The organism is Streptomyces sp. WAC00040 (assembly GCF_056835925.1).
The window spans coordinates 391,123-414,734 of the sequence record NZ_JAKQZE010000005.1 but is presented as its reverse complement, the minus strand read 5'-3'; the positions used below and the strand labels follow the sequence as shown (position 1 = coordinate 414,734).

The 23,612-nt window shown below is 66.4% G+C and carries 15 protein-coding genes and 2 pseudogenes; 13 read left to right on the top strand and 4 right to left on the bottom strand.

From position 1 onward, the window contains the following. Positions 1 to 16 precede the first annotated feature (16 nt). The gene (locus tag MDN94_RS36800; protein WP_482730121.1) at positions 17 to 868 is read left to right on the top strand and encodes an AAA family ATPase; all 852 of its coding nucleotides are present in this window, start codon (positions 17 to 19) and stop codon (positions 866 to 868) included. Beyond that, positions 865 to 5,124: a sigma-70 family RNA polymerase sigma factor gene (locus MDN94_RS36795; RefSeq protein ID WP_482730120.1), complete on the top strand. Its 4,260-nt coding sequence runs from the start codon at positions 865 to 867 to the stop codon at positions 5,122 to 5,124. The genes MDN94_RS36800 and MDN94_RS36795 overlap by 4 nt, the downstream gene beginning before the upstream one ends. Positions 5,125 to 5,327: 203 nt before the next feature. Here MDN94_RS36795 and MDN94_RS36790 read toward each other — a convergent pair whose 3' ends face one another. From MDN94_RS36790 to MDN94_RS36780, 3 genes and pseudogenes are all read right to left on the bottom strand, one after another. Then, a complete protein-coding gene (locus tag MDN94_RS36790; protein ID WP_482730119.1) occupies positions 5,328 to 6,557 on the bottom strand; it encodes a ParB/RepB/Spo0J family partition protein in 1,230 nt (409 codons plus the stop codon). Beyond that, positions 6,557 to 7,219, bottom strand: a complete 663-nt coding sequence (locus MDN94_RS36785) for a ParA family protein (RefSeq protein ID WP_467665177.1) — start codon at positions 7,217 to 7,219, stop codon at positions 6,557 to 6,559. Before MDN94_RS36785 ends, MDN94_RS36790 begins: the two co-directional genes overlap by 1 nt. A 719-nt stretch (positions 7,220 to 7,938) precedes the next feature. Further along, positions 7,939 to 8,053, bottom strand: a pseudogene (locus MDN94_RS36780) (RNA-guided endonuclease TnpB family protein); the annotation flags it as partial. 463 nt (positions 8,054 to 8,516) lie between these two features. Between MDN94_RS36780 and MDN94_RS36775 the strand changes: the two are divergent. The 11 genes and pseudogenes from MDN94_RS36775 (at position 8,517) to MDN94_RS36725 (ending at position 22,436) form a co-directional block, all read left to right on the top strand. Beyond that, positions 8,517 to 8,765 carry a hypothetical protein gene (locus tag MDN94_RS36775; protein ID WP_482730118.1) on the top strand — a complete coding sequence of 83 codons (249 nt, stop codon included), beginning with the start codon at positions 8,517 to 8,519 and terminating at the stop codon, positions 8,763 to 8,765. A gap of 1,467 nt (positions 8,766 to 10,232) precedes the next feature. Then, a complete protein-coding gene (locus MDN94_RS36770; protein ID WP_482730117.1) occupies positions 10,233 to 10,676 on the top strand; it encodes a hypothetical protein in 444 nt (147 codons plus the stop codon). Positions 10,677 to 10,781: 105 nt separating this feature from the next. Then, positions 10,782 to 10,865 (top strand): annotated as a pseudogene (locus MDN94_RS36765) (DUF5958 family protein); the annotation flags it as partial. Continuing rightward, the gene (locus tag MDN94_RS36760; protein ID WP_482730235.1) at positions 10,861 to 11,184 is read left to right on the top strand and encodes a DUF5958 family protein; all 324 of its coding nucleotides are present in this window, start codon (positions 10,861 to 10,863) and stop codon (positions 11,182 to 11,184) included. The pseudogene MDN94_RS36765 and the gene MDN94_RS36760, both read left to right, overlap by 5 nt. A gap of 1,108 nt (positions 11,185 to 12,292) precedes the next feature. Continuing rightward, positions 12,293 to 13,177, top strand: a complete 885-nt coding sequence (locus tag MDN94_RS36755) for a ParA family protein (RefSeq protein ID WP_482730116.1) — start codon at positions 12,293 to 12,295, stop codon at positions 13,175 to 13,177. Between the two features lie 766 nt (positions 13,178 to 13,943). Beyond that, entirely contained in the window at positions 13,944 to 14,192 is a 249-nt protein-coding gene (locus MDN94_RS36750) for a hypothetical protein (RefSeq protein ID WP_482730115.1), read from the top strand. A 341-nt stretch (positions 14,193 to 14,533) separates the two neighbouring features. After that, entirely contained in the window at positions 14,534 to 15,001 is a 468-nt protein-coding gene (locus MDN94_RS36745) for a hypothetical protein (protein WP_467128438.1), read from the top strand. Between the two features lie 409 nt (positions 15,002 to 15,410). After that, positions 15,411 to 17,936 carry a hypothetical protein gene (locus tag MDN94_RS36740; protein ID WP_482730114.1) on the top strand — a complete coding sequence of 842 codons (2,526 nt, stop codon included), beginning with the start codon at positions 15,411 to 15,413 and terminating at the stop codon, positions 17,934 to 17,936. Between the two features lie 1,366 nt (positions 17,937 to 19,302). Next, on the top strand, positions 19,303 to 20,379 hold the full coding sequence (locus MDN94_RS36735; RefSeq protein WP_482730113.1) for a bifunctional DNA primase/polymerase: 1,077 nt from the start codon (positions 19,303 to 19,305) through the stop codon (positions 20,377 to 20,379). Next, positions 20,376 to 21,926: a DNA primase family protein gene (locus MDN94_RS36730; RefSeq protein WP_482730112.1), complete on the top strand. Its 1,551-nt coding sequence runs from the start codon at positions 20,376 to 20,378 to the stop codon at positions 21,924 to 21,926. The genes MDN94_RS36735 and MDN94_RS36730 overlap by 4 nt, the downstream gene beginning before the upstream one ends. Positions 21,927 to 22,055: 129 nt before the next feature. Beyond that, a complete protein-coding gene (locus MDN94_RS36725) occupies positions 22,056 to 22,436 on the top strand; it encodes a DUF6009 family protein (RefSeq protein ID WP_482730111.1) in 381 nt (126 codons plus the stop codon). Between the two features lie 290 nt (positions 22,437 to 22,726). Here MDN94_RS36725 and MDN94_RS36720 read toward each other — a convergent pair whose 3' ends face one another. Beyond that, entirely contained in the window at positions 22,727 to 22,930 is a 204-nt protein-coding gene (locus MDN94_RS36720; RefSeq protein ID WP_482730110.1) for a cold shock domain-containing protein, read from the bottom strand. Between the last annotated feature and the right edge of the window lie 682 nt (positions 22,931 to 23,612).

Sequence of the window (23,612 nt, the reverse complement as noted above, 5' to 3'; positions counted from 1 at the left end):
CGGCCTCACCGTCGCCGTGAACGCAGCCCTGCATCTGCGCCGGCCTTTGCTATTGACCGGAGCACCCGGCTCAGGCAAGTCGACACTCGCCCAACTCCTCGCCCACGAACTGGAGCTGGGCCCGCTGCTGCGCTGGCACATCACCTCCAAGAGCACACTGACCGACGCGCTATACCAGTACGACGCGCTGGGCCGACTCCACGCGGTCCAGGCACGGTCGAACCGGCCCGCCGTCCCGGGCAAGGAGCCCGGCACCGAACCCGACGCCGCCGATCCCGAGCCGGTCGGCGACGGCACCGACGACGTGGCCCGCTTTGTGGCCCTCGGACCGCTTGGGACGGCACTCGCCTCCCGCCGGATCCGCGCGATCCTGATCGACGAGATCGACAAGAGCGACCTCGACCTGCCCGGCGACCTGCTCAACGTCATGGAGAACGGGCAGTTCACCATCCCAGTGCTGGAACGGGCTGACGGGGGCCCGTTCACGGTGAGGGGCGCTGACCACGACACGTACGTCGTCGCACAAAGCGGCACCGTAAGCCTCCGCCTGGAACACTTCCCGGTCATCGTGTTCACCAGCAATCGCGAACGCACCTTCCCTGCCCCCTTCCTGCGCCGCTGCGTGCGGTTCGAGATGCCGACGCTCAACGAGTCGGCGCTGCGCCGGATCGTCGCCGCCCACCTCACGGACGGCGACGTCGCGACCGCCGAGCAGGACACCATCACCGAATTCGCTCGCCGGATCGAGAGCGGCGACCAGCTCGCCGTGAACCAACTCCTGGAGTTCGTCTACCTGATGTCGGGGGCAGAAAGCGGCGTACGGGCCGAACTCAAGAAGACCATCCTGCAGGACCTGGGCGACACGTGATCGAGCGGCTGACGGCGGCCCTCACCACAGCAACCGGCATGTCCGCCGAGGAAGTCCTGGACGTCCTGTTGCTGTGCACGCGGCGCCCGCTGCCCGAGGAGGAGACCGGGCGTGACGCGGCGGCGCCCCACACGCCCCTGACACCCACCGAAACGTCCAACGACCGGCCCACGCCGCCCATGGTCCCGGAGCCGCCCCCGTCCCCCGTGCCCGAGCTCCGGCTACCCGCCGAACACCCAGGGACCGAAGTCGCGCCGGCGACGAGGATCAGCCTCGACGTGCCCGCACCTATCAGCGATCCATTGGCCGTACCTCGCGCGCTCCGGCGCTTTCGCCGGGTGCGCACTCCCAGCCCACATCCCAGCGTCGACATCGAGGCGAGCGTCGAGGCCACCGCGGAGGCGGGCGGTCGACTCGTCCTGGTCCACACCCAGGAGCAAGAACACGCCCTCGACGTCGTCTTAGTAACCGACGGCAGTCCGAGCCTGCGGATCTGGGACGACGCCCTCGACGCATTCGCACGGCTCCTCGCACAAACGGGTGCCTTCCGTGCAGTGAGCCGCTGCCAGCTCGTAGACACCGATGCGGGTCCCCGCCTGCGCGACCCGCAAGGCGTGCTCCACCCGCCGCGCTACATCGTCGATCCGTCCGGTCACCGACTGGTGCTCCTCGCCACCGACGCCACTGCGGAACCCTGGTACCACCCACCCTTGTGGGAGGCCCTGGCGACCTGGTGCCGGACCATGCCCACCGCAATCGTCCAGATGCTGCCCGTCCACTACTGGAGCGCGACCGCAATCGGTGATCCGTACCTCGCCGCACGAGCGAGGCGGCCCGGAGACCCCAACCAGCAGTACGAGCAGCGCCTCGCCTGGTGGGCGGACACGCCCCGAGGAGCGCCACTGCCGGTGGTCACCTTCGCGCCGGAATCCCTGCAGAACTGGGTGGAGGCAGTGGTCGACGGTGTGGCCTGGACCGATGCGATCTCCGTCGACCCGCCGGATGCCGTCCACGCGCCGTCCCGGACCGACACGAGCAACGCACAGGCACTGGTGAACTCCTTCAGAGCCCTGGCCTCCGAAGGGGCCGAGCACCTCGCCCACGTCCTCGCGCTGGCCCCCGTCCTGTCTATTCCGCTGATGCGCGTCCTCCAGAAGACCCTGGTGCCCGCGACCGGAACCGCCGAGCTGGCCGAGGTCCTGGCGGCCGGTCTGCTGCGCCCCACGGACGCCGCAGGGAGCGGCCGACTACGCTTCCACGACGGCGTCGATGAACTTCTCCTGCTCGGCACAACCGCGTTCGACGAGTGGGCAGCCTACGCGGCCGTGACCCACTACTTGGAGGAGCGCGGGCACTCACCCGGACCGCTGCGCGCGCTGGTCGCCGACCCCGAGGGCATGACACTCCTCGACCCCGATGACGAGCCCTTCGCGGAACTGCGCAACCGGCTCGCCCAACGCTTCACCTCGAGCGCGGCCCTCGGAGCCGGCCCCGCCTCCAGCAGCAAGGCGGGACGAGACACCCGAGCCGGAGACCCGCACCAGATGCCGGAGCCCGCGGGGCGCGGGAGTTACACCGCTCCGGAAAGGCCGATCACGGTCGGTACGATCCCCGCCTCGGCCGTGCCCTTCCAGGCCCGCCGGCGGACACGCGACGACGTCGACCGGCCACTCACCCGCGCCGCCGTCGTCCGCTCGCAGGTCCTTTCTGGCCCCCCCGGCGTGGGCAAGACCCAACTCGCGGCCGCGTACGCGCGCGAGGCCCTGGCCGACGATGCCAATGTGATCGTCTGGGTAAACGCCACCGACACCCAGGCCATCGTCTCCGCCTACGCACAAGCAGCACGACTGGCGCGCGTCCTGCCCGGCGAACCCGTAAACACACAGGCCGACGCCCACGTCTTCCTGGACTGGCTCGCCACGACACCCGAACCGTGGCTGATCGTCCTCGACGGCATCCCGACGCTCGACGCCGTGGAGGGGTGGTGGCCGCGCCCCTCTCCGGACGGCCGGGGACGAGTTCTAGCGACCACCCGTATGCAAGACCCGCACATGGACGAGGAGGACCGCGCGGCAACAGGAGTCGGAGCCTTCGTGAAGATCGGTGCCTTCCAAACGGACGAAGCGATCAGCTTCCTCGAAACGGCGCTGAGCCAGCAACCGGAAAATCGGACGAACCGCCACTGGGCCAACCTTCTCGCGTTTCGTCTGGGGTGCCTGCCCCTGGCGCTGGCCCACGCCGTCGCGTACATGCTGAACCAGAACGTGACGTGCAGCGAGTACCTGACGGAGTTCGATCACCGCCATCCACTGGGCCTCGTGCCCGGGGAAGAACATCACGCCCACACCGTCACCACGACCGTGCAAATGCTCCTGGACGCGGTATGGGCGCACCCACGAAGCGGACACAGCCGCGCCCTACTGAGCCTGGCCGCCGTCCTGGACCCGGCAGGCCATCCAGCAGCCCTATGGGACACCGAGGCGATCGCCCCCTACCTGCGCCACTTCCGCATCTCGCCAGACGACCACCATTTCGATTCGGTCCTAAACCTGCTGGAGCGCCACGCGCTACTCGGCCACGCCCCGGACGACCGGCTGCGGACCGTCCGCCTGCACCCCCTGACCGCCGAGGTGATCCGCAAGGGCGTGACGGTCAAGGTCTTCCCACAGGTGACCAGGGCCGCCGCTACCGCTCTGGCCGAGCTCTGGTCCGATGCGGAACGTCAAGATCCCGAACTGATCGCCACGCTCCGCGCGAACGTCGAGGCGCTCAGAACCTCCGCCGGTGCAGCCCTATGGGAATCCGGCAGCCAAGACATCCTCTTCGTGGCGGGCAGAAGCCTGCTGGAATCCGGCCTCTATCCGGCGGCGGTGCACTGGTGGTCGGAGGTAGGGCGTCATGCCTCGGAGTTCCTCGGAGCCGACCAGCCCAGCACAGCCGAGGCCCGCGCCAATCTCGTTCGCTCTTACCGCCTGTGCGGGCGGCTCTTGGAGGCCGTCGATTTCGCAGAGCAGCTTTCCGCCCACTGCGAGCAAGTCTTTGGCCCGGACCACCCCATGACCCTCCTTGCATGTCGCGAACTCGCCACGGCCTACGGCGACGCAGGCCGCACCGCCGACGCACTGCGCTCGAGCGAGCGCGTCGTCGCCGCCAGCGAGCGGGTTCTCGGTCACGACCACCCGCAGACCCTCGCGGCACGACGCGGCCTCGCAGTCGCCTACCGCAACGCCGGCCGCCACGAGGAAGCACTGGCCACGGGCCAGGAGTCCCTGGAAACCGGGCGCCGGGTTCTAGGCCCCGACCACCCTGACAACATCGCTTCCCTCAACGATCTGTCCATCAGCCACCGCGTAGCAGGTCACATCATTCAGGCGGTAGCCCTCGGCAATTTCGCCATCGGCGACAGCTTGCGAGTCCGGGGCTCTCACCACATCGACACCCTTACCGCACGCCGCGAACTCGCAGAGTCGTACCGGACGGCGGGACGCACCGGCGAGGCACTATCCCTCACCACAGAGGTCCTCCAGGACGGCATCCGCCTACTCGGCGACGACCATCCGTTCACCGTCCGCACCCGCGCGAACCTGGCCATGATGCTGCACGAAGCAGGCCGCCAGACCGAGGCCCTCTCCCTCGGACAGCATGTCCTGGCCGACAGCACCCGACTCTACGGACCCGAATCCCCACAGACGGTCCGAGCGAGAGCCGACCTCGCGTCGATCCGGCAATCGCTGGAGCCCTCAGAGGAGGAGCAATTCCTGGAGCTGAACCTGCACCAACTCCGTCGGTACGTAAGCCTGCAGGTCCGAGACCCGGGCGCCGCAGAGGACATCGTGCAATCAGCCTTGCTGGACTTCCTGCAAGCACAACGCAACACAGACAGACCCAGGCTTACACGGAGCCTTCTCTTCAGCATGGCGCGACGACGGCTGCGCGCCCACCAGAGCGAGGCTGAACGCACGCAGCTTTCGCTCGACTCTCTGGGAGCCATGGGGTGGGACACGCCCACCGACGAGGACGCCATGGCCTTGTCGGAGCAACAACTCGACGTCCTCGCCGCTCTCAAGGATCTGCCGCTCCAAGCGCGAGAGGCCCTCACCCTGGCGAGCGAACACGATTTCAGCACGGCCGAAATCGCCGAGGCGATGGGAGTCAGTCGCTCGACCGCCGCTCGTCTACTCAAGGTGGCACGGCAGGCACTGGCCGGTCGCGGGCCGTCCATCCACCCGATCAGACCGCCTGACGTCCGGCCCTGAAGGCAGCCTCCGGGCGTCGCTCCGAGTGTCGGGATAGTAGGACCCCATGCAGAAGACGTCACGTCCCGAAACTCGGCTTCACCCCCTCAGGCTCGGAATCGGGAGGCCTGCTCGACGTAAGGTCTGGCAGACGATGTGCTGTAGAAGGCGCGCGACCCCGCTCACCTCGGTCATAGCCGAGAGAAACGGGGCCGCAAAAGCAATCAGGCGTTATCGAACAGGAGCTGCGCCAGGCGCTGACGGTACTCCGGGCTGACGGTGCCATTGAGCTGACGAGCGAACTCGTCGGGTCCTCCCAAGAGCTCGAGGTACCGGGCAATCGCCCGGTCTCTCTCTGGGAGCAGCAACTGACGGAACATGATGTCCATGGAGGCGACACCGTCGGTCCACGGCATGTACGTCGGGCCCTTCTTTTCTGGCTCGGGCCGCGGGTCCGGCACGGCCGCCACGGGCGGCGCTGGGGTCGCATCCTTGGCCGCCTCGTGCCGGGTCTCGAGTAGCGAAACCGGCGCCCGCTGGTCGCTGACCGCTGGCAGGTCCACTGCTGCAGGCTCGTCAGCCGCCGCGGTCGAGGGCTGATGTGCCGTCGTGACTCGCGACTCGCTTTGTGTCGACGGCACTGCGGAGGCGATCGAGGGCTCTGCGCTGACCTCCCTGGATGCCTGTGGGTATACCGCGGTATACCCGGGCTCCTCCCGCACGGCCAATGCCGGTTCCTGCTGACGCGGCTGCGACGGCTTCTTCGGCTCCAACGCCTTCTGCTCGGCCGCGGCCTGATCCGCCTTCCACGCCGCCATCTGTTCTGCGGCTGGAAGGGCGGAGTAGCGTCGCATATCCCGGAACGCTGTCAGCTTCCCGCTGATGACCAGCTGCTGCATGTCCTCAGTGAGACGGAGGAGGCCGATGCGCTGGTTGAACCACTGCTTCGACTTCCCCAGCTGCGCGGCAGCTTCCGTCTGCTGCCCGCCGGTCATCTCGAGCATCCGCTGGAGGCCGCGCGCCTCTTCAATGGGGTTGAAGTTGGCCCGCTCAACGTTTTCTGTAAGCACGGCGGACAGGAACCGGGTGCGTGACTCGGCCAGATCTTCTCGGACGTGGACGTCGAGTGTTGGCAGGCCGACCTTCTGTGCCGCCTTCCAGCGCCGTTCCCCCGCGGCCATGACGAGTCGGCAGTCGGGCAGCTGATCGGCATGCTCCGGGAACAGCTTGATGTAGGCGGCACGCGTGACTGCCACGCAGGGCTGCAGCTGACCGGCCCGCATGCTGTTCCCCAGCTCCTCGAGCCCCGTGGGGTCGAAGTCTTGCCGAGGGTTCAACGGTGTTGCCGCAACCTGCTCCGGGGGGAGGTGGACCAGCGTCGGTTTGCTGCTGCCGGGAGTGGTCTCCACCGTCTCGCCGGCGAGGGATGCAAGGTTGAGTCGTCGTCCGGCCATCAGCGGCGACCTCCATACCCAAGCTCCAGAGCCAGGCGGAAGTAGTCTTCCCGGGCACGCAGCGTGGTGCCGTTATCGGCGTACTGAGTGACGACCTTCCCTTCAGCCGCCGCCCGAGTGTGGATCTTGTATCGACGGATCACGGTGTTCGTACGCGGCCAACCCATGGCGTCTATGTACTCAATGGTCTCGTCCCGGTCAGCCTTGCCGTCCCGGGGATCCCAAGCATTGATGACAACCTTGTACGGCAGACCGCGGGGCGCGATGACCTTGTTGATAGTGCGTGCCGTGGGGTCGAACGCCAGCGGCTCAGGCGGCAGCGGCACGAGGACGTCATCAGCAACATCGAGAGCAGCGGAGAGGATGTGCTCGTTCTCGAGGCTGCCAGGGGTGTCAATGAAGATGTGCTGCCGCTGCTCGCTGTCGCCGAGAACGTCGTGAGCGACTGCGGCCAGATTGACCGTGGTGGTGGTCTTTCCGACGCCACCCTTCTGGTTAGCGATCACGTGGATCGCGGCGCCGAGGTTCTTCAGGCCAGCCAGGCTGTCGGGGTCCTCGTGGGCGGCGGCGAAATCAAAAGGGAGGTCATCACCGATGCGGTCGGCCCACCAGATGGTGGAACCCTGCGGGTCGGTTGAGACGACCAGAATTGAAGAAGCCATGATGCTCCGTTCCGTGTGCTTCCCGAGGGGATTCTCGGTACTCGGACTGGGACAGCATTGCAGATGATCGCTGGAAACGAGTGCATCAGGTGTCGCATCGGCGCGTGCGGCCACCCGTATACCGCGGTATACGCCCTCGAAGCTCATGAGAGCCGCAGATTGGCACCGTGCCAGTGGTGGTGGTGTGGCTCGTCGACGACCTGTGGAGCGTCCCGCGCAGTTAGCGAAGTCCTGGCGGGGCACTCCAACTTCGGTGCCCCTCATGACTCGTCCTAACGAGAGCTGGCAGCGGCCTGATGCCGACGACTGTGGCTGCGCCGCTCCGGTGGCTGACGGCCAGACAGTTGGCCACCGCAGGCAAAGCCAACACCACACCATGGTGAGATTAGCCAGAGCTCCTATGAAGTGCTGAACCGCCACAGCGGCATCACGCCGGAAGGCCGCAGCACCCGTCAGAAGCAAGTCGGGCCTTCCCATGTAGCCGACGTCAGGTCCGAGCCGCGCGGGTTGAGGCCGACTGAGGGACGTGCGGTTCGGGGTATACCGCGGTATACCCGCGAGACGCCGAAGGCTACTCCTCCAATGTCACCATCGGATCGAGGGCACCTTTGACTGGATGGGGCGTTGCAAGGCAGCCCCGGGCTGTGCCGTGTCCGATCGTTACGCCGACGCATTGGTGCATCGCCGCCAGAGCGTAGACCCGGCCCCGCGCCGGCCAGGTGCACGCGGACCTGCCCGACACCTTGCAGACGTACCCGGGTCCGGATGTCGTGCGGACTGGAGTCCCCAGCGACAGCCGTCACCATCCCTCGGGAACACCACCGTATCGACGTGGGCTGGTCCTTCTCCTCCCAGCAGGCGACCCTGCGCCGTCTGAACAAGGGGTTTCAGGCGTTCTTCAAGCGGGTGAAGGGCGGTCTCACTCCCGGCTACCCCAGGTTCAAGGGGGGCACTTCGACACCGTCACGTGCCCCAAGGACGGAGATGGCTGCCACTGGGACTCCGCCCCGAACGACACCCCAACCCGCGAACGCCTGCAAGGTGTCGGGCACACCAGCACCGACCCGTGCGGGGCCGGGTCAAGACGGTCTCGTTGAAGCGGGAAGGAAGGCGCTGGTACGTCGCCCTCTCTTGCCACGTGATCCCCACGGAGCCCTTGCCGGCCACGGACAGCATCGTGAGCATCGATCTGGGCGTGACGAACTTCCTCACCACGAGCAACGGGGAGCCCCCGCTTCCTCCAGGTAATGGCTGACGAGCTGACCGCAGCCCCGCAGCACCCTTCCACGTTCCCTCAATGCACCAGACGCCGTACGAAGAGGCACCGGGCCGCTACCCGGCTCGTCGCCAAGCGCACGCCAAGATCCGCAGCCAGCGACTCGACCACCACCACAGGACTGCTCTCGCCCTGGTCCGCGAATACGACGTGATCGGACACGAGAAGCTGAATACAGCGGGCATGACCAAGACGCCCGCACCTAAGCCCGACCCCGACCGGGGAGGACACGTCCCTCCCCAAACGGATCCGCCGCCCAGGCCGGGCTGAACCGCAGCATCCTCGACAGTTCCTCGGAATCCTGGCGCAGAAGGGCGAGAGTGCCGCTCGCCGCCTGGTCCCGGCGGACGCCCGCAACACCTCCCCCACCTGCCCGCCCAAGATGGGCGGATGCCCGCACGTCACGAAGGAGAACCGCGTCACCAAGCCAAGTTCGAGTGCGTCCCGTGCGGCCTGGTGGAGAACGCCGACCGCGTGGGTGCGCTGACGTCCGGCACAGGGCCGGGCTGTTCCTCCGCGACCGTGCTTGGCCACCGACACAGGAAGCCCGCGACTTCAGTCGTGGGTGGAGTCACCGAGGCTGGGTACTTCCTCGCCGTCAGATCCGAGCCGCGGGGGTTGAGGCCGGCTCAGGGACGTGCGGTTCGGGGGTATACCGCGGTATACCCCGCGAGACGCCGAAGGCCACTTCTCCAATGTCACCATCGGATCGAGGGCACCTTTGGCCGGACGGGACGTTGCAAGGCAGCCCCGAGCTGCTGCCCTCTACGATCGTGGCGCCGGCGCATTGGTCAACCGCCGCCAGCGAGATTCCCACAGTCACCCACCCCTCACCGCATCCAGCAGCCGAGATCCTCCTAGTGAATGGGACCAGTACCAACGCGACCATCTCGCTGCAGACGATGAACACAGGATGTGCGTCCAGCCCCAGGCCGGCGGGTGAGCGAAACCTGAACGCAAGACGCGCCAAGCGAGCGCTGGCGCCTGGCAACTGGCCGGACGACCCCCAGAGAGGCAGCCCATCCGGCTCGCTGATTACCGGCCGGGCGCGCTGGGTTCAAGCACAATCGCCCTCGCGCGGCCACGTCTGCATGCTTTCAACCAGCTGGCTCAGGCAGTTGATCGGCTCAAGCACCGTCTCCCTCTCAAGGCCAGTCCTCAATTGCGGCAGCACTTGCACGACGAGCGGCTCGCCCCCACGTGTCGTGGGCTGTGATCAGTGCGTCGAGGTAGGTCCTCAGGTCAGTGTCAGCCTCACGTGCCGCCGGGTTGTCATCGTCATCCCAAAGTTCCGGCCGGTGGCTCGGGCTGGCCATTGAGAATGGTCCCCGAGGTTCGTTCTAGACGTCACCCTGCATCGAGTTGCTCAAGCGAGCAGCGTGGCGACGCAAGAATGAGCGAAACGCGCGAAGTAGCAAAAAGGCGACTCACAGAATGGGGCCGTAGACGGCCGTTCGCCGTAGGGGCGGTAGAAGATGATGCCCCGGGCGCAGATAGGGGCTCAGGGCGCCGTACAGGCGTTTTCGTTGGCTCGGAGTCGCTTCCTGTGCTTGAAATGGGGTGTACAGACAGCCTGTTGAGACTGAGCGCTTCACTTGGCGAGTGAGCCGTTGACTTGGCGGGGCTGTGCGCTTGAGTTGGCGGGCACGGCGGCGGGGCCTTGCCGGGACCGGGCCCAGAAGCGGGTCGTAGGAAAAGCAGGTGCCGAATCACGGGCCGTGCGGGCAGCATGCGTGCATGTCTACCGAAGTCAGCGGGATGATCGAGTGCCGGCCAGGTGCCCGCCTCTGGGGCCCCGACGACGAGGACTCCGTGTGGCACGCCGCCATCGACCTCTTCCTACTCAACAACGGCAACGCCTACGACGCCCTCGCCTGCCTCTTCGGCATCCGGAACCACTTCGGCTTCCGCCCTCTAGCCGAAAGCCGCGGCTTTCCGAGCGACGCATCCGAAGGGCTCCAGACCGAGTACGCCGCGTACGGCGGATCTCCTGACACCCACGGCACGACATGGATCACGTGGGCCGAGCTCGCCTCGACCGACTGGCAGGAAACAGACAGCTCCGGCACGCGAAACCGAGAATCGGTCGCCGGAAACGAAACCCGCTGGGGGCCGGTCTGGACCGTGATGCGGATACTCAGCGAACTCCATGGAGCAGAGCATGTGCGACTCGTTGCCTAGTTCCACTGACCTCGACTCCGCGGCGAAGCGCCGCTTGCCCGATGGGAGACCGGCGTGACCGAACGCGACGTCATACTCAACGAGCTTGCCCAGGGGCTCCGCCCGATGCCACAGGGCATCGCATGGTTCGACGCACTCGCCCCAGAGGAGCAGTCCGAGACCCTGCTGTTTCTGCGCCACCACTGTGTCCAGGCACGTGCCGACGCCGAGGACGGACCGGAGGGCATCCACCGTGCCGGGCTTGCGCCCGACGCACACGCCGGCGGTGCTGATCACGCGTGGTCGGATAGACGATCAACTGGGGAAGATCGCCTCTCTGACTCCCTGCGACGAACGCCGGAAGGCCTTCCGGCTGCTGGTCGCGGTCCTCGCAATCGCCGACGGACGACGCCGCGAGCGCTACTGCTCGAACGGCTGCAGTCACTGGTGGCACAGGCCGTCCGCCGCTGACTGGTCCCTCCGTCGGCATCAGCGCCCAGCTGGGATCCCGTATCAGGCGCGTACGTAGCCCAACGGACCGGCAGCAGCGTGGAAGTCACTACCGCGGCAGCTCGGCCAGTTAACGACCTGGCAAGGGTGCATCTAGAGGGATGGCACGCCGAGCGCGACCTGGAAGCAGCTGGAGCGCCTGGGGATAGCCCTGGCCCTGGATCAGCTCAACTGCAACGACGCATGCAACGATACGGAAGCGGCTTGATCGTCACCTCGGCAGCACCACACCCCACTGTGCCCTTCGCTGCAACGATACTTGCAGCGACGCCTGCGCCCTTTACTGCAACATCAGGTAGATGAACGAAGGCAACATGGGATAGCTCTACCGATGCAACCTCTAGTACGACGAACTCTAGGTTTTTATCTGCTTCGATACCTGCAACACTGTTTCCAACTACATCTCTAGCGATGTCTGCAACGCAGATGCTTTTTCAAGCTCTTTCGTGGTAGCTGTCCATCAATCTATCTACGTCAAAGACAATGCATCTACGCAACCGAGTATGAGACGGGGGAGTGAACGATCACTGCGACTTCCGAACGGGCTATCGCTCACCCATAGTTGCTTTCAATGGACCTAGCTTTCCGACGCACGCACCGTCCCTAGTTCATTCGGTCACCAATGCTTCGCAGCTGACTAACTACGTATGCAGCACTCATGGTTGCTGCGCATGAAGCAGCTGAACGATCTCGCGCACGGGCGCTGCTCGTGTCTGTCGCACGCTCCGTCCGGGACACTGACAGACCACTCATCGCACCTTCGGGCAAACTTCCGACAGCACCTTCGAACACGGGTGGTTACAAAGCCCCGTGCGTGCGAGGCAACAGGTGGCCCGCGCCGTGCGCCGGTGCAGCTAACGAGCAATCAGGCCCCCTGGTGGACGGCGCGCCAGGCCACCCGGGGCTGAAATGGCCGCGAGTCAAGGGTCTGGAGACCATCAAACCTGTTAATGTCAGGCCCAAAGATCGTGTGTCACTAGAGCAAGACGGCCACGGGGAGGCGGCCATCCGCCTGGCGAACCAGGCAAATTGCGCGATTCCCGCAGGTCAGGCGACTGCCCCCGCAAGCGGTGACTCTGGTGACAGTGACACGTAAGCACAGGTTGACTTAGAGAGGCAGGCAAGCGGTGAAAGTCATCGCCGTCGCAACACAGAAGGGAGGGGTCGGCAAGACCAGCACCACGGTCAACCTGGGCGCGGGGCTGTCTCTCGCCGGCGCCCGCGTACTTGTGGTCGATCTCGACCCTCAGGCTCAGGCCGGGACCGCTCTGGGAGTCAACCTCTCGGGCGAAGATCAGTTGGCACGCTCGCTCGGCTGGGTCCTGCAAGCGCGCCTTCAAGGCATGCGCATGGACCTGAGCTCCGTCTGGTTCGACCGCAGCGAACTACTCGCAGAGTTCGAGGATGCGGGCACACTCCACTTGCTGGCGTGCGAGGAATCGACCATGACCGCGGCTCAGGATCTGATTCACAAGAAGGGGTACCAATCCACCCCCACCTTGAGGCGCATGCTTCTCGAGCTAGAGCACATGTTCGACTACGTCGTCATCGATACACCGCCGGCCGTGTCTTCTCTTTCGGCAACTGCTCTGGCCGCTGCTGACTACGTCATCACGGTGTGCATCCCTGAGTACCCGGCGCTCAAGGGGGCAGCCGCTACCCGCGGCACCGTGGGATACGTCAAGGAGCGCACGGGGGACGAGTGCGACCCTCAGTATCTCGGCGCTGTCCTTAACCGGTCGAACCCTCCGTCGAAGTGGAAAGCCCAAGAAGTCAACATCCGCAACGGCATGCTCGATGCGAACCTTGCCCCCTTCATCACCGACGTACGCAGCGACAACCGCATCAGCGACTCCTTCGCATACGGAGTCCCCTCCGTACTGCGCTTCACCAGCCACACCCCTGGCAAAATGTATGGCGAGCTCATGCAGCAGATTCTCACCCGCATGACGCAGCCGGTGGAGAAGTGGGAGCTGCCGGAGCGGATCGAAGGCGAGGCAGTCGGTGGCTGAGGAAGAGCCCAGCACCGGGCAGTCCCGCCCTAAGCGGAAAAAGCGCGCACCTGCCCACTTCAAGCCCGGCGGTCCGGCCCTGGTACAGAATCTGCTGGCCGGCGCAAGCGATGTCGCGGGGCGATCCTTCCTGGGTGGGGGAGGCCCGAACCCGGATGGAGGCAGTACTGCACCCACGTCTCACCCACCCCTTCTCCCGGATGCAGCGCACGGGGGGGTGCCAGCCCCTTCCTCACCCGTCGAGGTCAAGCAGCCCGAACCAGAAGCCGACCCCACGCCCGCTGCTAAGGACCCCAGCGCACCCCGAGCGAAGCCCGCTCGGAAGGCACCAACACCGCGAGTGGCAACGCCCGAGTCGCGACCAGCTGCTGAACTCGTAGAGCCTGTGCCTCAGGTGCGCGCCGGTTCGGAGCTCGTACAGGAAGCCGCCCCCGAACCTGTAGTCAAGGCTGAGGTTGCACCTGAGCCACATCAACGGGCACCTGCCGCTGAAGCTGAACCCCGGCCTCAGCCAGAGACCGAAACGCAGACGGAAAAACCTCAGGTACAACGGCTTGGCCATGCCTGGGCTCACACAGCCATCCATGACAGCTTTGCCGACGCCAAGCTGCGGTCCGCTCGGTGGAAGTCCCACGGCTTTCGCATCTCTCCTGACGTCCTGAGCAGACTCAAGGAGCGCCTCAACGCGGACAGGCGCTCGACGGGGAACTCGAGCCTGGCGCTGGGGCACTACGTCGACGCGGCACTACGCAACCTTCCCGAGACGGTGAACGAGCAGATCGAGATGGCTGCAGCCTTCGAGGCGAATCAGCTGTGGGATCAGGAGAGGACTCAACCCTCCAACTACCGTGTGGGCGAGTCGGCTTATGACCTCATGTCGAACTTGAAACTCGCTCTCCAAGAGGCTGATTTCGGCCGCCGAGGGACGCATGTGGTTTCGGCCGGCATCGAGCGACTGCTCGACGCACTGGACACTGAGGGCCCGTTGCAGCGTCCAGTGCGGCAACGTCCATAGCATCAAGAAGCAGATCAGCTAGGGGCCGGCGACACTTCGTGTCGTCGGCCCCTAGCTATTGCAGCACGCAACACTCAGTGCAACTACATATGCAACTCTCGCACTAACGATCAATCTAACGACGCCACCATCTCGCAAGCACTCATGTCTTGCGACACTAGAACTCTCACGTCCACGACACACGAAGAGAATCCCCGAAAGACCCTCAAATTCGGGGCGACACCGGCCTGCAGAGACCTTCATGACACGCCGACCCTCTAGTGACGCGAGAATCAGAGCGGCTTCTTCCGCTATCGTGATCCTCCGAAGATCATTGGGTTTGCCAGGGAGTCGAAGAAGTGATGGCGGACGAGAAGCTCAGTACGAGCGCTGTCGCAGCAGCAGCCGGCCTCAGTGAGTCGTGGGCATGGAAAGCACGTGACCAAGGTGTGCTCCACGAACCGCACTTTGAGGAGGAAGTCGTAGCCCTCCGCGTGTACGCCTTCGTCTCCCAGATCGTGTGGCCGGGAACGCGACGACCCCGCAGCGCCCGACAGGCCTTGGAGCTCTGGCAGCAGTCAGCCGTCGAAGCAGCTCGCCAGGCAGCATCCGATCCCAGCACCACCCCGGACACAGCCCTCTGGGTTCTCGAGGACAGCGTTCACCTCGTCACCACGCCCGCCGAACGCGCAGCCTTCGACCTCAAGACACTCAACGGCCGCGTTGCCTTCCGCATCCCCGTCGGCGTGTGGGTCGCAGAACTCCCCAACGCCATAACGGCACTCGCCTCTCGCCGCCGCCGCAGTTCGGGCTCCAAGTCCGCCGCGTAGACCGCCTCGCTCCGTGCCCAGCCCCCAGGAATCCAGGAGATGGCAAGGCACAAGCGATGGAAACAAGAAAGCGGCCCGGGATGTGCCGTCCCGGGCCGCTCCTGTGATCGAGGAGGTGAGCGTCACCCGCATCCCTAACTGAACACCGTCGCGCGTCCGGCCTCTCTACCTCCCCAGGCGGAGCCGGATGGCGATGAGGGTTTCCCTCGCACCTCCTCGACAGGAGTAGATCATAGCTACCAGTCAGAGGGCTGGTTCGGTTGTGCCCAAAGCTGACTCGAATCACGCACAAGTACCAGTCCCGCATCCGAATTCCTCGGCGCCTTGTCCGCCCCCTTCCCCTGCCCTGCCCACCTCGGTCGGCAGCCGCAGCGCTGTCCTCGATGAGCCGCTGCTGCTCACGCGCGGAATGCGCAGCGCGCTGGTCTCGGCTGTGCGCGCCCTGCTCGAGGACCCCCGGGTTGCAAGCGAGTGTGACCTCGTACGGCTCGCCGCGGTGATTCTTCTGGCGAAGGCCCCGATCGGTTCCACGCAAGTGGAAATGCGCTCCCGGGACCTTGCCGGTTGGCTTGGCTGCTCGGTCTCGCACGTGGCTCACAGCGTGATTCCGCGACTGAAAAGATCCGGGATCACGCTGTGCACGCCAGTGCGCGACGCCGCTGGGCAGACCACCGCGGTTGCATTCGACCTGCTGCCTCTGCGAGAAGCCCGCATCGAGTCGGCCGGCCACCCTCTGGCGATGCTCAATCGGCGCGACCTCGCCACATTGCTGCGGCTTTGCGAGGCGGTGACATGTCCGGGCTGGGCACCGCAGAACAAACCCGCAACACCGGCCGGCTTCATGGCCAAACGGCAGGGGAGAGGCGCCGCAACGGATCGGCTCGCGATGCTGCGCCTGGTGCTCCAGGCTCGAGGGGACGGCCGGGTCCGGATGGCGGCCGGGCGAGTCGCCGAGGGGTATAGGCGTGCGGACGCCACTGTGGCCCAGGCGTTGGGCTGCTCGATCCGCAAAGCAGCGGGAGTATTGGACCGCCTTGTGGACATCGAAGCCCTGGTCTTGGAACTCTCCGACGACTTGGGGCGGAGCCGTCTCCGGATCCCAGCGGTTCAGGCCGCCTCGGTGCGTGCGAAGGCAAACCTGGCCTCTTCAGCTGCTGCCGCGCCCGCAGAGGCAGCAGGACGTCCAGTGCCCCCGTCACGCCCGGGGACGTGCACGCGGTGTTCCGGACAGCCCGACCGCTGGGACGAGTTGGTGCTCACCGGTGACGGTTGGGCGCAGCAGAGCTTCGAGGATCTCCTTGCCGACGAGTCGGGTTCTGCATCCGGGGATCAAACCGTGAAGTTCGCAGCATCACCGCAGGTCACCCCCGGTTCTGTAGCAGAACACCAGGAGAGTGGTTCTGCAGAACTCCACACCACCCACCCACCAGTGGTTGATCTCTCTTCAGTGGCTGCGGCTGATCTCTACTGCTTTTCCGGCTCTGCCGTCTCGGGCAACGACCGTCAGCGGCAACGCGCGGTTGCGCGCGAGGATCAACTCCACAACACGCGATCAGCAAACCCTCTGGTCGGGGCTGATGTAGGCCCGCTGCGCGGGGAGAAGCACACAACTCCCCAGCTGACTGGTCTTGGAGCCTCCACCTCGACGCTCGCAACCCCTGCAGCTGTGCCGGCGGACCTCAGCCTCGTCCTGACTCCCATCGCCCACCTCTGGGCTCGAACGCAGCGCGTCTCGACAGGCCGTTGGATGGCCAAGGCCGTGCGCAAGGAACTAGCCCGGCTCCGGGGCCAGGTGGGCGCACAGCGGGCAGGTCAGGCCCTTGCCGCACGAGTGGAACGGCGGATCGCCATGCAGGGCCCGCTTCCGGTGGAATCGCTTCCGGGCTGGCTACTGGGCCGGGGCCTGCCCCAGCGCGCAGGATGCTGGTCTCACCTGTGTGACGACGGCGTCCGCATGGACACAGGGCTGGCCTGCGACAGCTGCGCGTGCCTCGTTGAGGACCGGCGCGCCCTGCGCCGGTCAGTCGCAGCAACTGTGGCCGCACAGCACCCGAGTCTGGCGGCCGAGGAGAGGCGTGCGGAAGTCGAACGGGAATTGCGCGAACGACTTGCACACGAGACCACGATGGACCTCGCCAGGCGCGAGCGCACCGCCCAGGAGCATGTCGTGCTGCTGGAAGCCATCGACCGGCAGCGGAAAGCGCTGGCTGCAACCGAGGCGGCTCGTGCGGCGCGGCCATGTGAAGACTGTTCGATCGCCGATGCCGGGGGGTTGTGCCTGGCCTGCAGCACCCGGCGCGGTACGGCCGCCCTTGTCAAGCAAGCCGTCGACATCACGGTCGCCCTGCGTGCCGAGCTCGACGATCAGAAAGCGCTGACCGAGTTGACCGAACGCGTCGAGCAGGACACCTGGAGCGTCCTCACCACCGCGTGCGCTGGTGAGGACGCTGATGACGCCGTCTCAGAGGCGTATACCGAGCGTCTGGTCGCCGAGAAACTGCTGGCCCAGCGTCGAAGCGCCGCTCTCACTCACTTGAGGCGTACCAAGCTGGCCGAGGCCGAAGCTAAGCATGCCCACCGGATGACGATGCGACAGGGCTCCAACTATCCGACCCGCCAGGAAGCCCTCGAAGCGGCCGCCGCGGCGGGCGAGAAGGCCCGGGCCGGAGTCGCCCAGCAACTGCTCAATGACTTCCTCCAAGACTTGCTCCAAGCACGGTCAAACACCGCCCCCGTGCGAAGGCCCTGGCGTGAGCGGTGCGCCGAACTCTCGGCTCGTCCGCCCTCAGGCGAGGTGGCAGCCGTGCCGCTCTCCGGTCCCCGTTCAGCCACCGGTTCATTTCTGCAGGTCAGAGGCTCCACTGCAGAACGCGGAGGGACTGAAGGGACTCAACCTAGTTTAGGTCGCAGCAAGCTGCATGCAGCTCGGGCCTAAGTGCGCGTACGCACGCACTCATTCGACGAGGTGGCGTTGGCGCCAGCCATTGCTGAAGACGGTCAGCTCCCGCTCGCCGACCAGTCCTCACCGCCCTCGCGGGCGCCTTCCGCAGATGACCAACCGGGAGAACTGTCCACCGAGCTAGATGTGCCGTCCATCGACATGAGCCGCCAGCTCGCCAACCACCTCCCTGACTGCTGCGCGAGCTCGGCTGGCAGACGTCCACTCACCTCCGCGCCTGTCCCGGGATCCTGCTGGTGGCGGACGTCCGCAAGCGCCGTAGGCTGCTCTACGCGCCCGTCCAGCGCTGCCCCTGCCTGCCAGAGGGGGGCGGGCGGAACTGCCGGCGCGCTGTCACGCCGAACGCATCGAGGCGGCCGGACGAGGACGACCGCCTCGTGGCGGCCTCTCTCGGCGCAGCCGAGGAACGATGCAGGTGTGATCTCCTTTTCGGCTGACCGCAAAGAGCATGGAGCAGAGTGTGGCTCTGGTAGTCGTTGGCACCCCCCAGGCCGACACCGGAGGCGGGGCAGGAGGGCGAGGGCGCGCCTGACCGGTCAGCCTGGAGGCGGGGCTCGGCACGATCGACAAGCTGCGGCGGTACGCACGATCGGTCGGCCGCCAATGAACTCCTCGACGTCGCGCCGAAGGTTGTGGTCGGCGGACGGCCGCCGGGGGACTCCTGGGAAGCGGCGGGTGCAGCATTGCCGCTCGGTCGGACGGCTGGGTAAAGGTGCCGGTGTCTGACTGAGCCGTTGTCAGGTCTGTCTCGCCCCGGAAGCTTGGCCGGTGCAAAAGCCCCGACCGAGAGACCGAATGCCTTTGGTCCCTCGGTAGTTCAGTCCCTTCCCAAAAGACCAGGTCAAAGCGATTCCCTCGGGGCTCAAGGGACGGAAGGGACTGAAAGTCCCTGTTCCAGCTGCGTGCGCGCGTGTATGCGCGCACAAAGACTGGCCCGCCCATACCCTGGTCCGCTGATAACTAGAAAGTTGAGTCCCTTCAGTCCCTCCACTGGTAGGCGCAATTGCTTTGACCTGGGGAAACGCGGCAGGGGCCGGACGGGGACTGAAGAGTCCCTCGCCCGGAGGTAGCGCTTCGGTCCTCACTCGCCCGCCACGGCAGGCAGTTGGCCGTTCCCTTGTCCCCGACGAGGGACCAAGGGACTGAAGGGACTGTTTCTGTAATAAGTGCTCATGCCTCCGCACGGCCCGCGCACCCGTGCGCTAGGCTCTGCACGCTATAGGGGAAAGTCAGTCCCTTCAGTCCCTCCGTACGCCTGGGTAACCCCCCGACCAGGCAAAACTTCCGGGGACTGAACTGAGAGACCATCCCTGGCCAGTCAAGAGGAACGGACCGACCGACAATGCAGCGCCCGCCGATAGCCGCTCCGCCCGGAGTCGCGCCGCAGCCGCGTCCCGCGGATGTGGCCCGGTGGCTCGCAGGCCGTCAGTTGCCGGTCCATCCTCTTGCCCCGGGACGCAAGACGCCGGCTGCCAACTGCGAGCAATGCCGTGACCGTTCCCACAATCCTTCGGACTGCCCCTGCCACGCCCTGGGACGGTGGTGCCACGGCTTCCACTGCGCGACCACGGACCTCGCGCTGATCGACTCCTGGTGGTCCAAGGAGCCCCGCGCAGGCGTCGGTGTCTCCTGCGGGCCGGCACATCTGGTTGTCCTGGACGTCGACGCCCACGCCGCGCAGGTGCCCAACCGTGACCGACTTCTGCCCGGCATCCCGATTCCGGAGCAGGTGAACCTTGCCGGGCTCGCCTCGGGCTTCGACACGCTGGCCCTCCTCGCTGCCTACCGGCAGGAGAGCAACCCTGCGGAGGACGGCACCACTCTGCGCGTACGCACTCCGTCCGGCGGACTGCATATCTGGTACTGCAACCCCGAACCGACGGTTCGCTTCCGCTCGTCCACCGGATCCAGCCCCAAGACCGCACTTGCCTGGCAGGTCGACGTACGAGCGCACGGCGGATACATCGTCGCCCCAACCACTCGTACGTCCGCAGGCACCTACACGCCACTCGGAGCCGTGCGAGAACCCGCACCCCTCCCCGCATGGCTGGCCACCGAACTGACACGCACCGGGCACGTCATACTGGACTCCCCGATCCCGAGCCCGCGTCCGCACATCACCCGCCCGCGCACCCGGACCGGTGCCGCACAGGCGCTTTTGCGACCACTCCTCGAGATCGTCCGCGAATGTGCCGCTCATGCCGAAGGAACCGGCTTCACCGAGAAGCTCAACCGAGCCGCCTACACAGCAGGAGGACTTGTCGGAGCAGGCCACCTGAACCAGGCCGAAGCCCGCCAAGAGCTGGCAGAAGCCGCTCACTATGCTCGTCCCTACCAGACCCGCCGCAACGAGACGATCATCGACGCAGCCCTTTCCGCAGGCGCCAGCCGCCCGTTCCACCCCAAAGGACTCGCATGAGTAGCGCCGAGAGCAGCCGCTTCGACGCGGCCGCCGCCGCTCAGCAGATGCTTGACCTCGAGGCCGCCACCCCCGCGCGGGTCCCCGCCCAGCAGGCACCAAGGCCTGCCCCCGCCGACACCCCCGCCCTGCTGCCGCCCATGCTCACCGACCGGGGCAATGCCAAGCTGTTCGCCCAGCTCTACAGCGACCAGTTCCGCCACGTCGAAGGCCTCGGCTGGTACTGCTGGGACCAGTTCCGGTGGAAGCGTGTCGGTGGCGAGAAGGCTGCTCTGTGGGCGGCCGGCGACATGGCCGAGCAAATGTCCCCCACCGACCCCCGCGGCACCTTCAGCGACCACGAGATCGCCCAGCACCGCCGGCGGACGATGTCCACCAGCGGGATGAAGGCGCTGCTCCACCAGGCCAAGGCCGCGCCCGCACTGAGCCTCGACCCCGACGTCCTCGACGGCGACGCCTATTCCCTGTGCACCCCGGCCGGCGTCGTCGACCTACGCAACGGACGCCTGCACAAACCCGATCCGCTGCGCGACCTCCACTCCCGTGCCACCAACGTGGCACCCCAGGCGATGCCCACCCCGCGCTGGCACTCCTTCCTGGACGACACCTTCGGCGACGATGCCAAGGGCCAGGAGATGATCGACTTCCTGCACCTGCTGCTCGGGTACTCCATCACCGGCGACGTCGGCGCGCAGGTACTGCCCTTCCTGTGGGGGAAAGGGGCCAACGGCAAGTCGGTCCTCCTGGACGTCATGATCCAGGTCATGGGCGACTACGCGGACGCGGCCCCGCCCGGCTTCCTGATGGACAAAGGCAACTTCGCCGAACACTCCACGGAGCTGACGGAGCTCCACGGCCGCCGCATCTTCGTCTGCAGCGAGCTCAAGCCCAACGACAAGTTCGATGAGGCCCGGGTCAAGCTCCTCACCGGCGGCGACAAGATCAAGGCCCGTCGCATGCGGCAGGACTACTTCAGCTTCACCCCAACCCACAAGCTCTGGCTGCTCGGCAATCACCAGCCCGAAGTGGGCACCGGCGGCCACGCCTTCTGGCGCCGCATCCGCCTCATCCCCTTCGAACGTGTTGTGCCCGCCGAGCGGAAGATCGACAACCTCGCCGGCGAGCTGGTCCAGAAGGAGGGACCAGGCATCCTCCACTGGTTGATCCAGGGCGCCATCCGCTACCTCACCAGCCGAGACCCTCTGACCGGCCCGTCCTCGGTCCGTCTGGCCACCGCCGCGTACGAGACCACCGAGGACCACATCGGCCGCTTCATCAGCGAATGCTGCATGCGCCAGGGCCCCCACACGGGCGACCTGCGTGTCGAGCAGGGCCTTCTCTACGCCACCTACACCGGCTGGTGCAGCTCTGAAGGCATCCGGGCCGACACCACTCGCGCCTTCGCCGGCCGCATCCGCCAGGAGGTCGGTCTCGCGTCCCCTGCCGAGATGCTGAAGTCCAGCGGCAAGAAGTACTACCCGGCCCTCGCGCTGCTCCCGGACGACATCAGCCGCTCCGATGCCCGGCAGGTGGACGCGCATGAGTGAGGGCCTTCTGCCCAGGACCGCGGCGCCGTTCTACCATGGAAGCGTCCCAGACCTCCGTGCCCCGTTGCCCGCCCCGGGCGGCAGGACCCACGACCCGCACCACCACATTACCGACAAGGAGCTGCGTCCATGAGCTCGCTGCTGCACGAAAGCCAGCTCGCACACGAAGCGAACGTGGTGTGGCTGGAGGACCTCGACAACCTCGACTACGTCCGCCAGGCGCTCGACAAGAGCGCACGCCGCGGCGGAAAGCCCCGCTACGCCCGTGACGGACGCATGGTCGGCTACGCCGAACTTGACAAGGACGCCGAGGCCAATCCAGACAGCGGCCTCTTTCAGCGCCGAACCTTCTTCCTGCTGCCCCACGACCGGCCGAACGATCCCGAGGGCCTCTACAAGGAGGGCGCACCCGGCGAGGCGGTGGACCCGCGGACCATCGAGCCCCGCCGCGTGGGGGAGAAGACGCCGCGTTCCCAGGGGAAACGCAGAAGCGAGACAGTGTCCACCTGACACGCCCCAGGTGCAGGGGCAGACCGTCTGAGGGCCTCACTCTGGACGCGCAGCGACACCGGCCAGAGCTGAAGAAGCGGAACCCAGTTCCTCAGCCCGCCGACGGAACAGCAGGTCAAGGACCACTCGCTTACACGTACTTCCGGCCCTACATGACCGTTTCATCACCTGCCCAAACAGTCGCCGAACTTGCTACGCGCGCACGCCGGGCACGTCTTGAGGGCCTGGCACGACGGCGCGGCCTTTGCTGCAGGCGCACGCGATCATTTGTTGGCCCCTCGTATGACGGATCAGCATGGTCCATCAGTCAGGTGCCAGATGTTGTCGGCGCGGACTCCCGCTGCGTCCAGGGTGACGTCGAACAGCACGCGGTTGCCTGCGACGAGCGTCCAGTCAGCGTCGCCGTGAACCGCCGTGCGATGGGCGACGGCGTCAGGGCCGCCGCTGTCCTGGACGATAACGCCCAATCCGCAGCCGGGATCGAACCACTTCACCACGCCAGTCGGCACAGGCAACCCCCGCTCACGCGATGTAGTGGGGCTGCACCCACCACCTGCCAGCGCACTAGCTGCGACAACCCGACGTGCTGGCGCCCGCGGCAGGCGCCACGAGAACAGAGCCCGTCACCACGGCGTGTAAGGCGTACCAGCCCCGGGGCGTCGGCGCCCACCATGCCCGCCTCCCTGACCAGTCCCAGGTCGCATCGCCATGCTTGCGCCATGTCATCGCTAAGTGCTGCCGTTCGTCGAGACGTTCATACGGCTCCGACCAGCCAAAGGTCGTGACGCCGATCCACCCGGAGTTGGAGAGCCCGTCACCGCTGCCGCCGTCGCAGGCGACTCGATCTTGGCGGTGGTTCTTGGGGCCGGCCGAAGGCGTGATCACACCGTTTCGGCCGGCGGGTGCTGCTCAGCCTCTCGGGGGAGCAACATGAGCTAGGCGGAGGGCGAGTACGCCGCCGCTTCGCGAGCGAACCGCAGCCGGGACTGCTCACGCCGACGTACGGGTCAATCACCGTGACCGCCGGGCGGCAGCCGGACGGCGAGGTACCCAGCCCCATTCCGGCGGAACCGAGGGCCCATCCACGAGGTAGTGGTCGATTCGATTTCCTGCGACCTCACCCGGTGCACCCCCAAGCCTCCAGTCGGAGAGCGAGCTTTATCCGCGACGTCAGGG

Bases quoted from the DNA above. Each gene is read 5' to 3' on its own strand.
- MDN94_RS36775 (WP_482730118.1), top strand. From the start codon at position 8,517: ATGCACCAGACGCCGTACGAAGAGGCACCGGGCCGCTACCCGGCTCGT.
- MDN94_RS36725 (WP_482730111.1), top strand. From the start codon at position 22,056: ATGAGCTCGCTGCTGCACGAAAGCCAGCTCGCACACGAAGCGAACGTG.
- MDN94_RS36745 (WP_467128438.1), top strand. From the start codon at position 14,534: ATGGCGGACGAGAAGCTCAGTACGAGCGCTGTCGCAGCAGCAGCCGGC.
- MDN94_RS36735 (WP_482730113.1), top strand. From the start codon at position 19,303: ATGCAGCGCCCGCCGATAGCCGCTCCGCCCGGAGTCGCGCCGCAGCCG.
- MDN94_RS36785 (WP_467665177.1), bottom strand. From the start codon at position 7,219: ATGGCTTCTTCAATTCTGGTCGTCTCAACCGACCCGCAGGGTTCCACC.
- MDN94_RS36770 (WP_482730117.1), top strand. From the start codon at position 10,233: ATGTCTACCGAAGTCAGCGGGATGATCGAGTGCCGGCCAGGTGCCCGC.
- MDN94_RS36790 (WP_482730119.1), bottom strand. From the start codon at position 6,557: ATGGCCGGACGACGACTCAACCTTGCATCCCTCGCCGGCGAGACGGTG.
- MDN94_RS36740 (WP_482730114.1), top strand. From the start codon at position 15,411: ATGCGCAGCGCGCTGGTCTCGGCTGTGCGCGCCCTGCTCGAGGACCCC.
- MDN94_RS36730 (WP_482730112.1), top strand. From the start codon at position 20,376: ATGAGTAGCGCCGAGAGCAGCCGCTTCGACGCGGCCGCCGCCGCTCAG.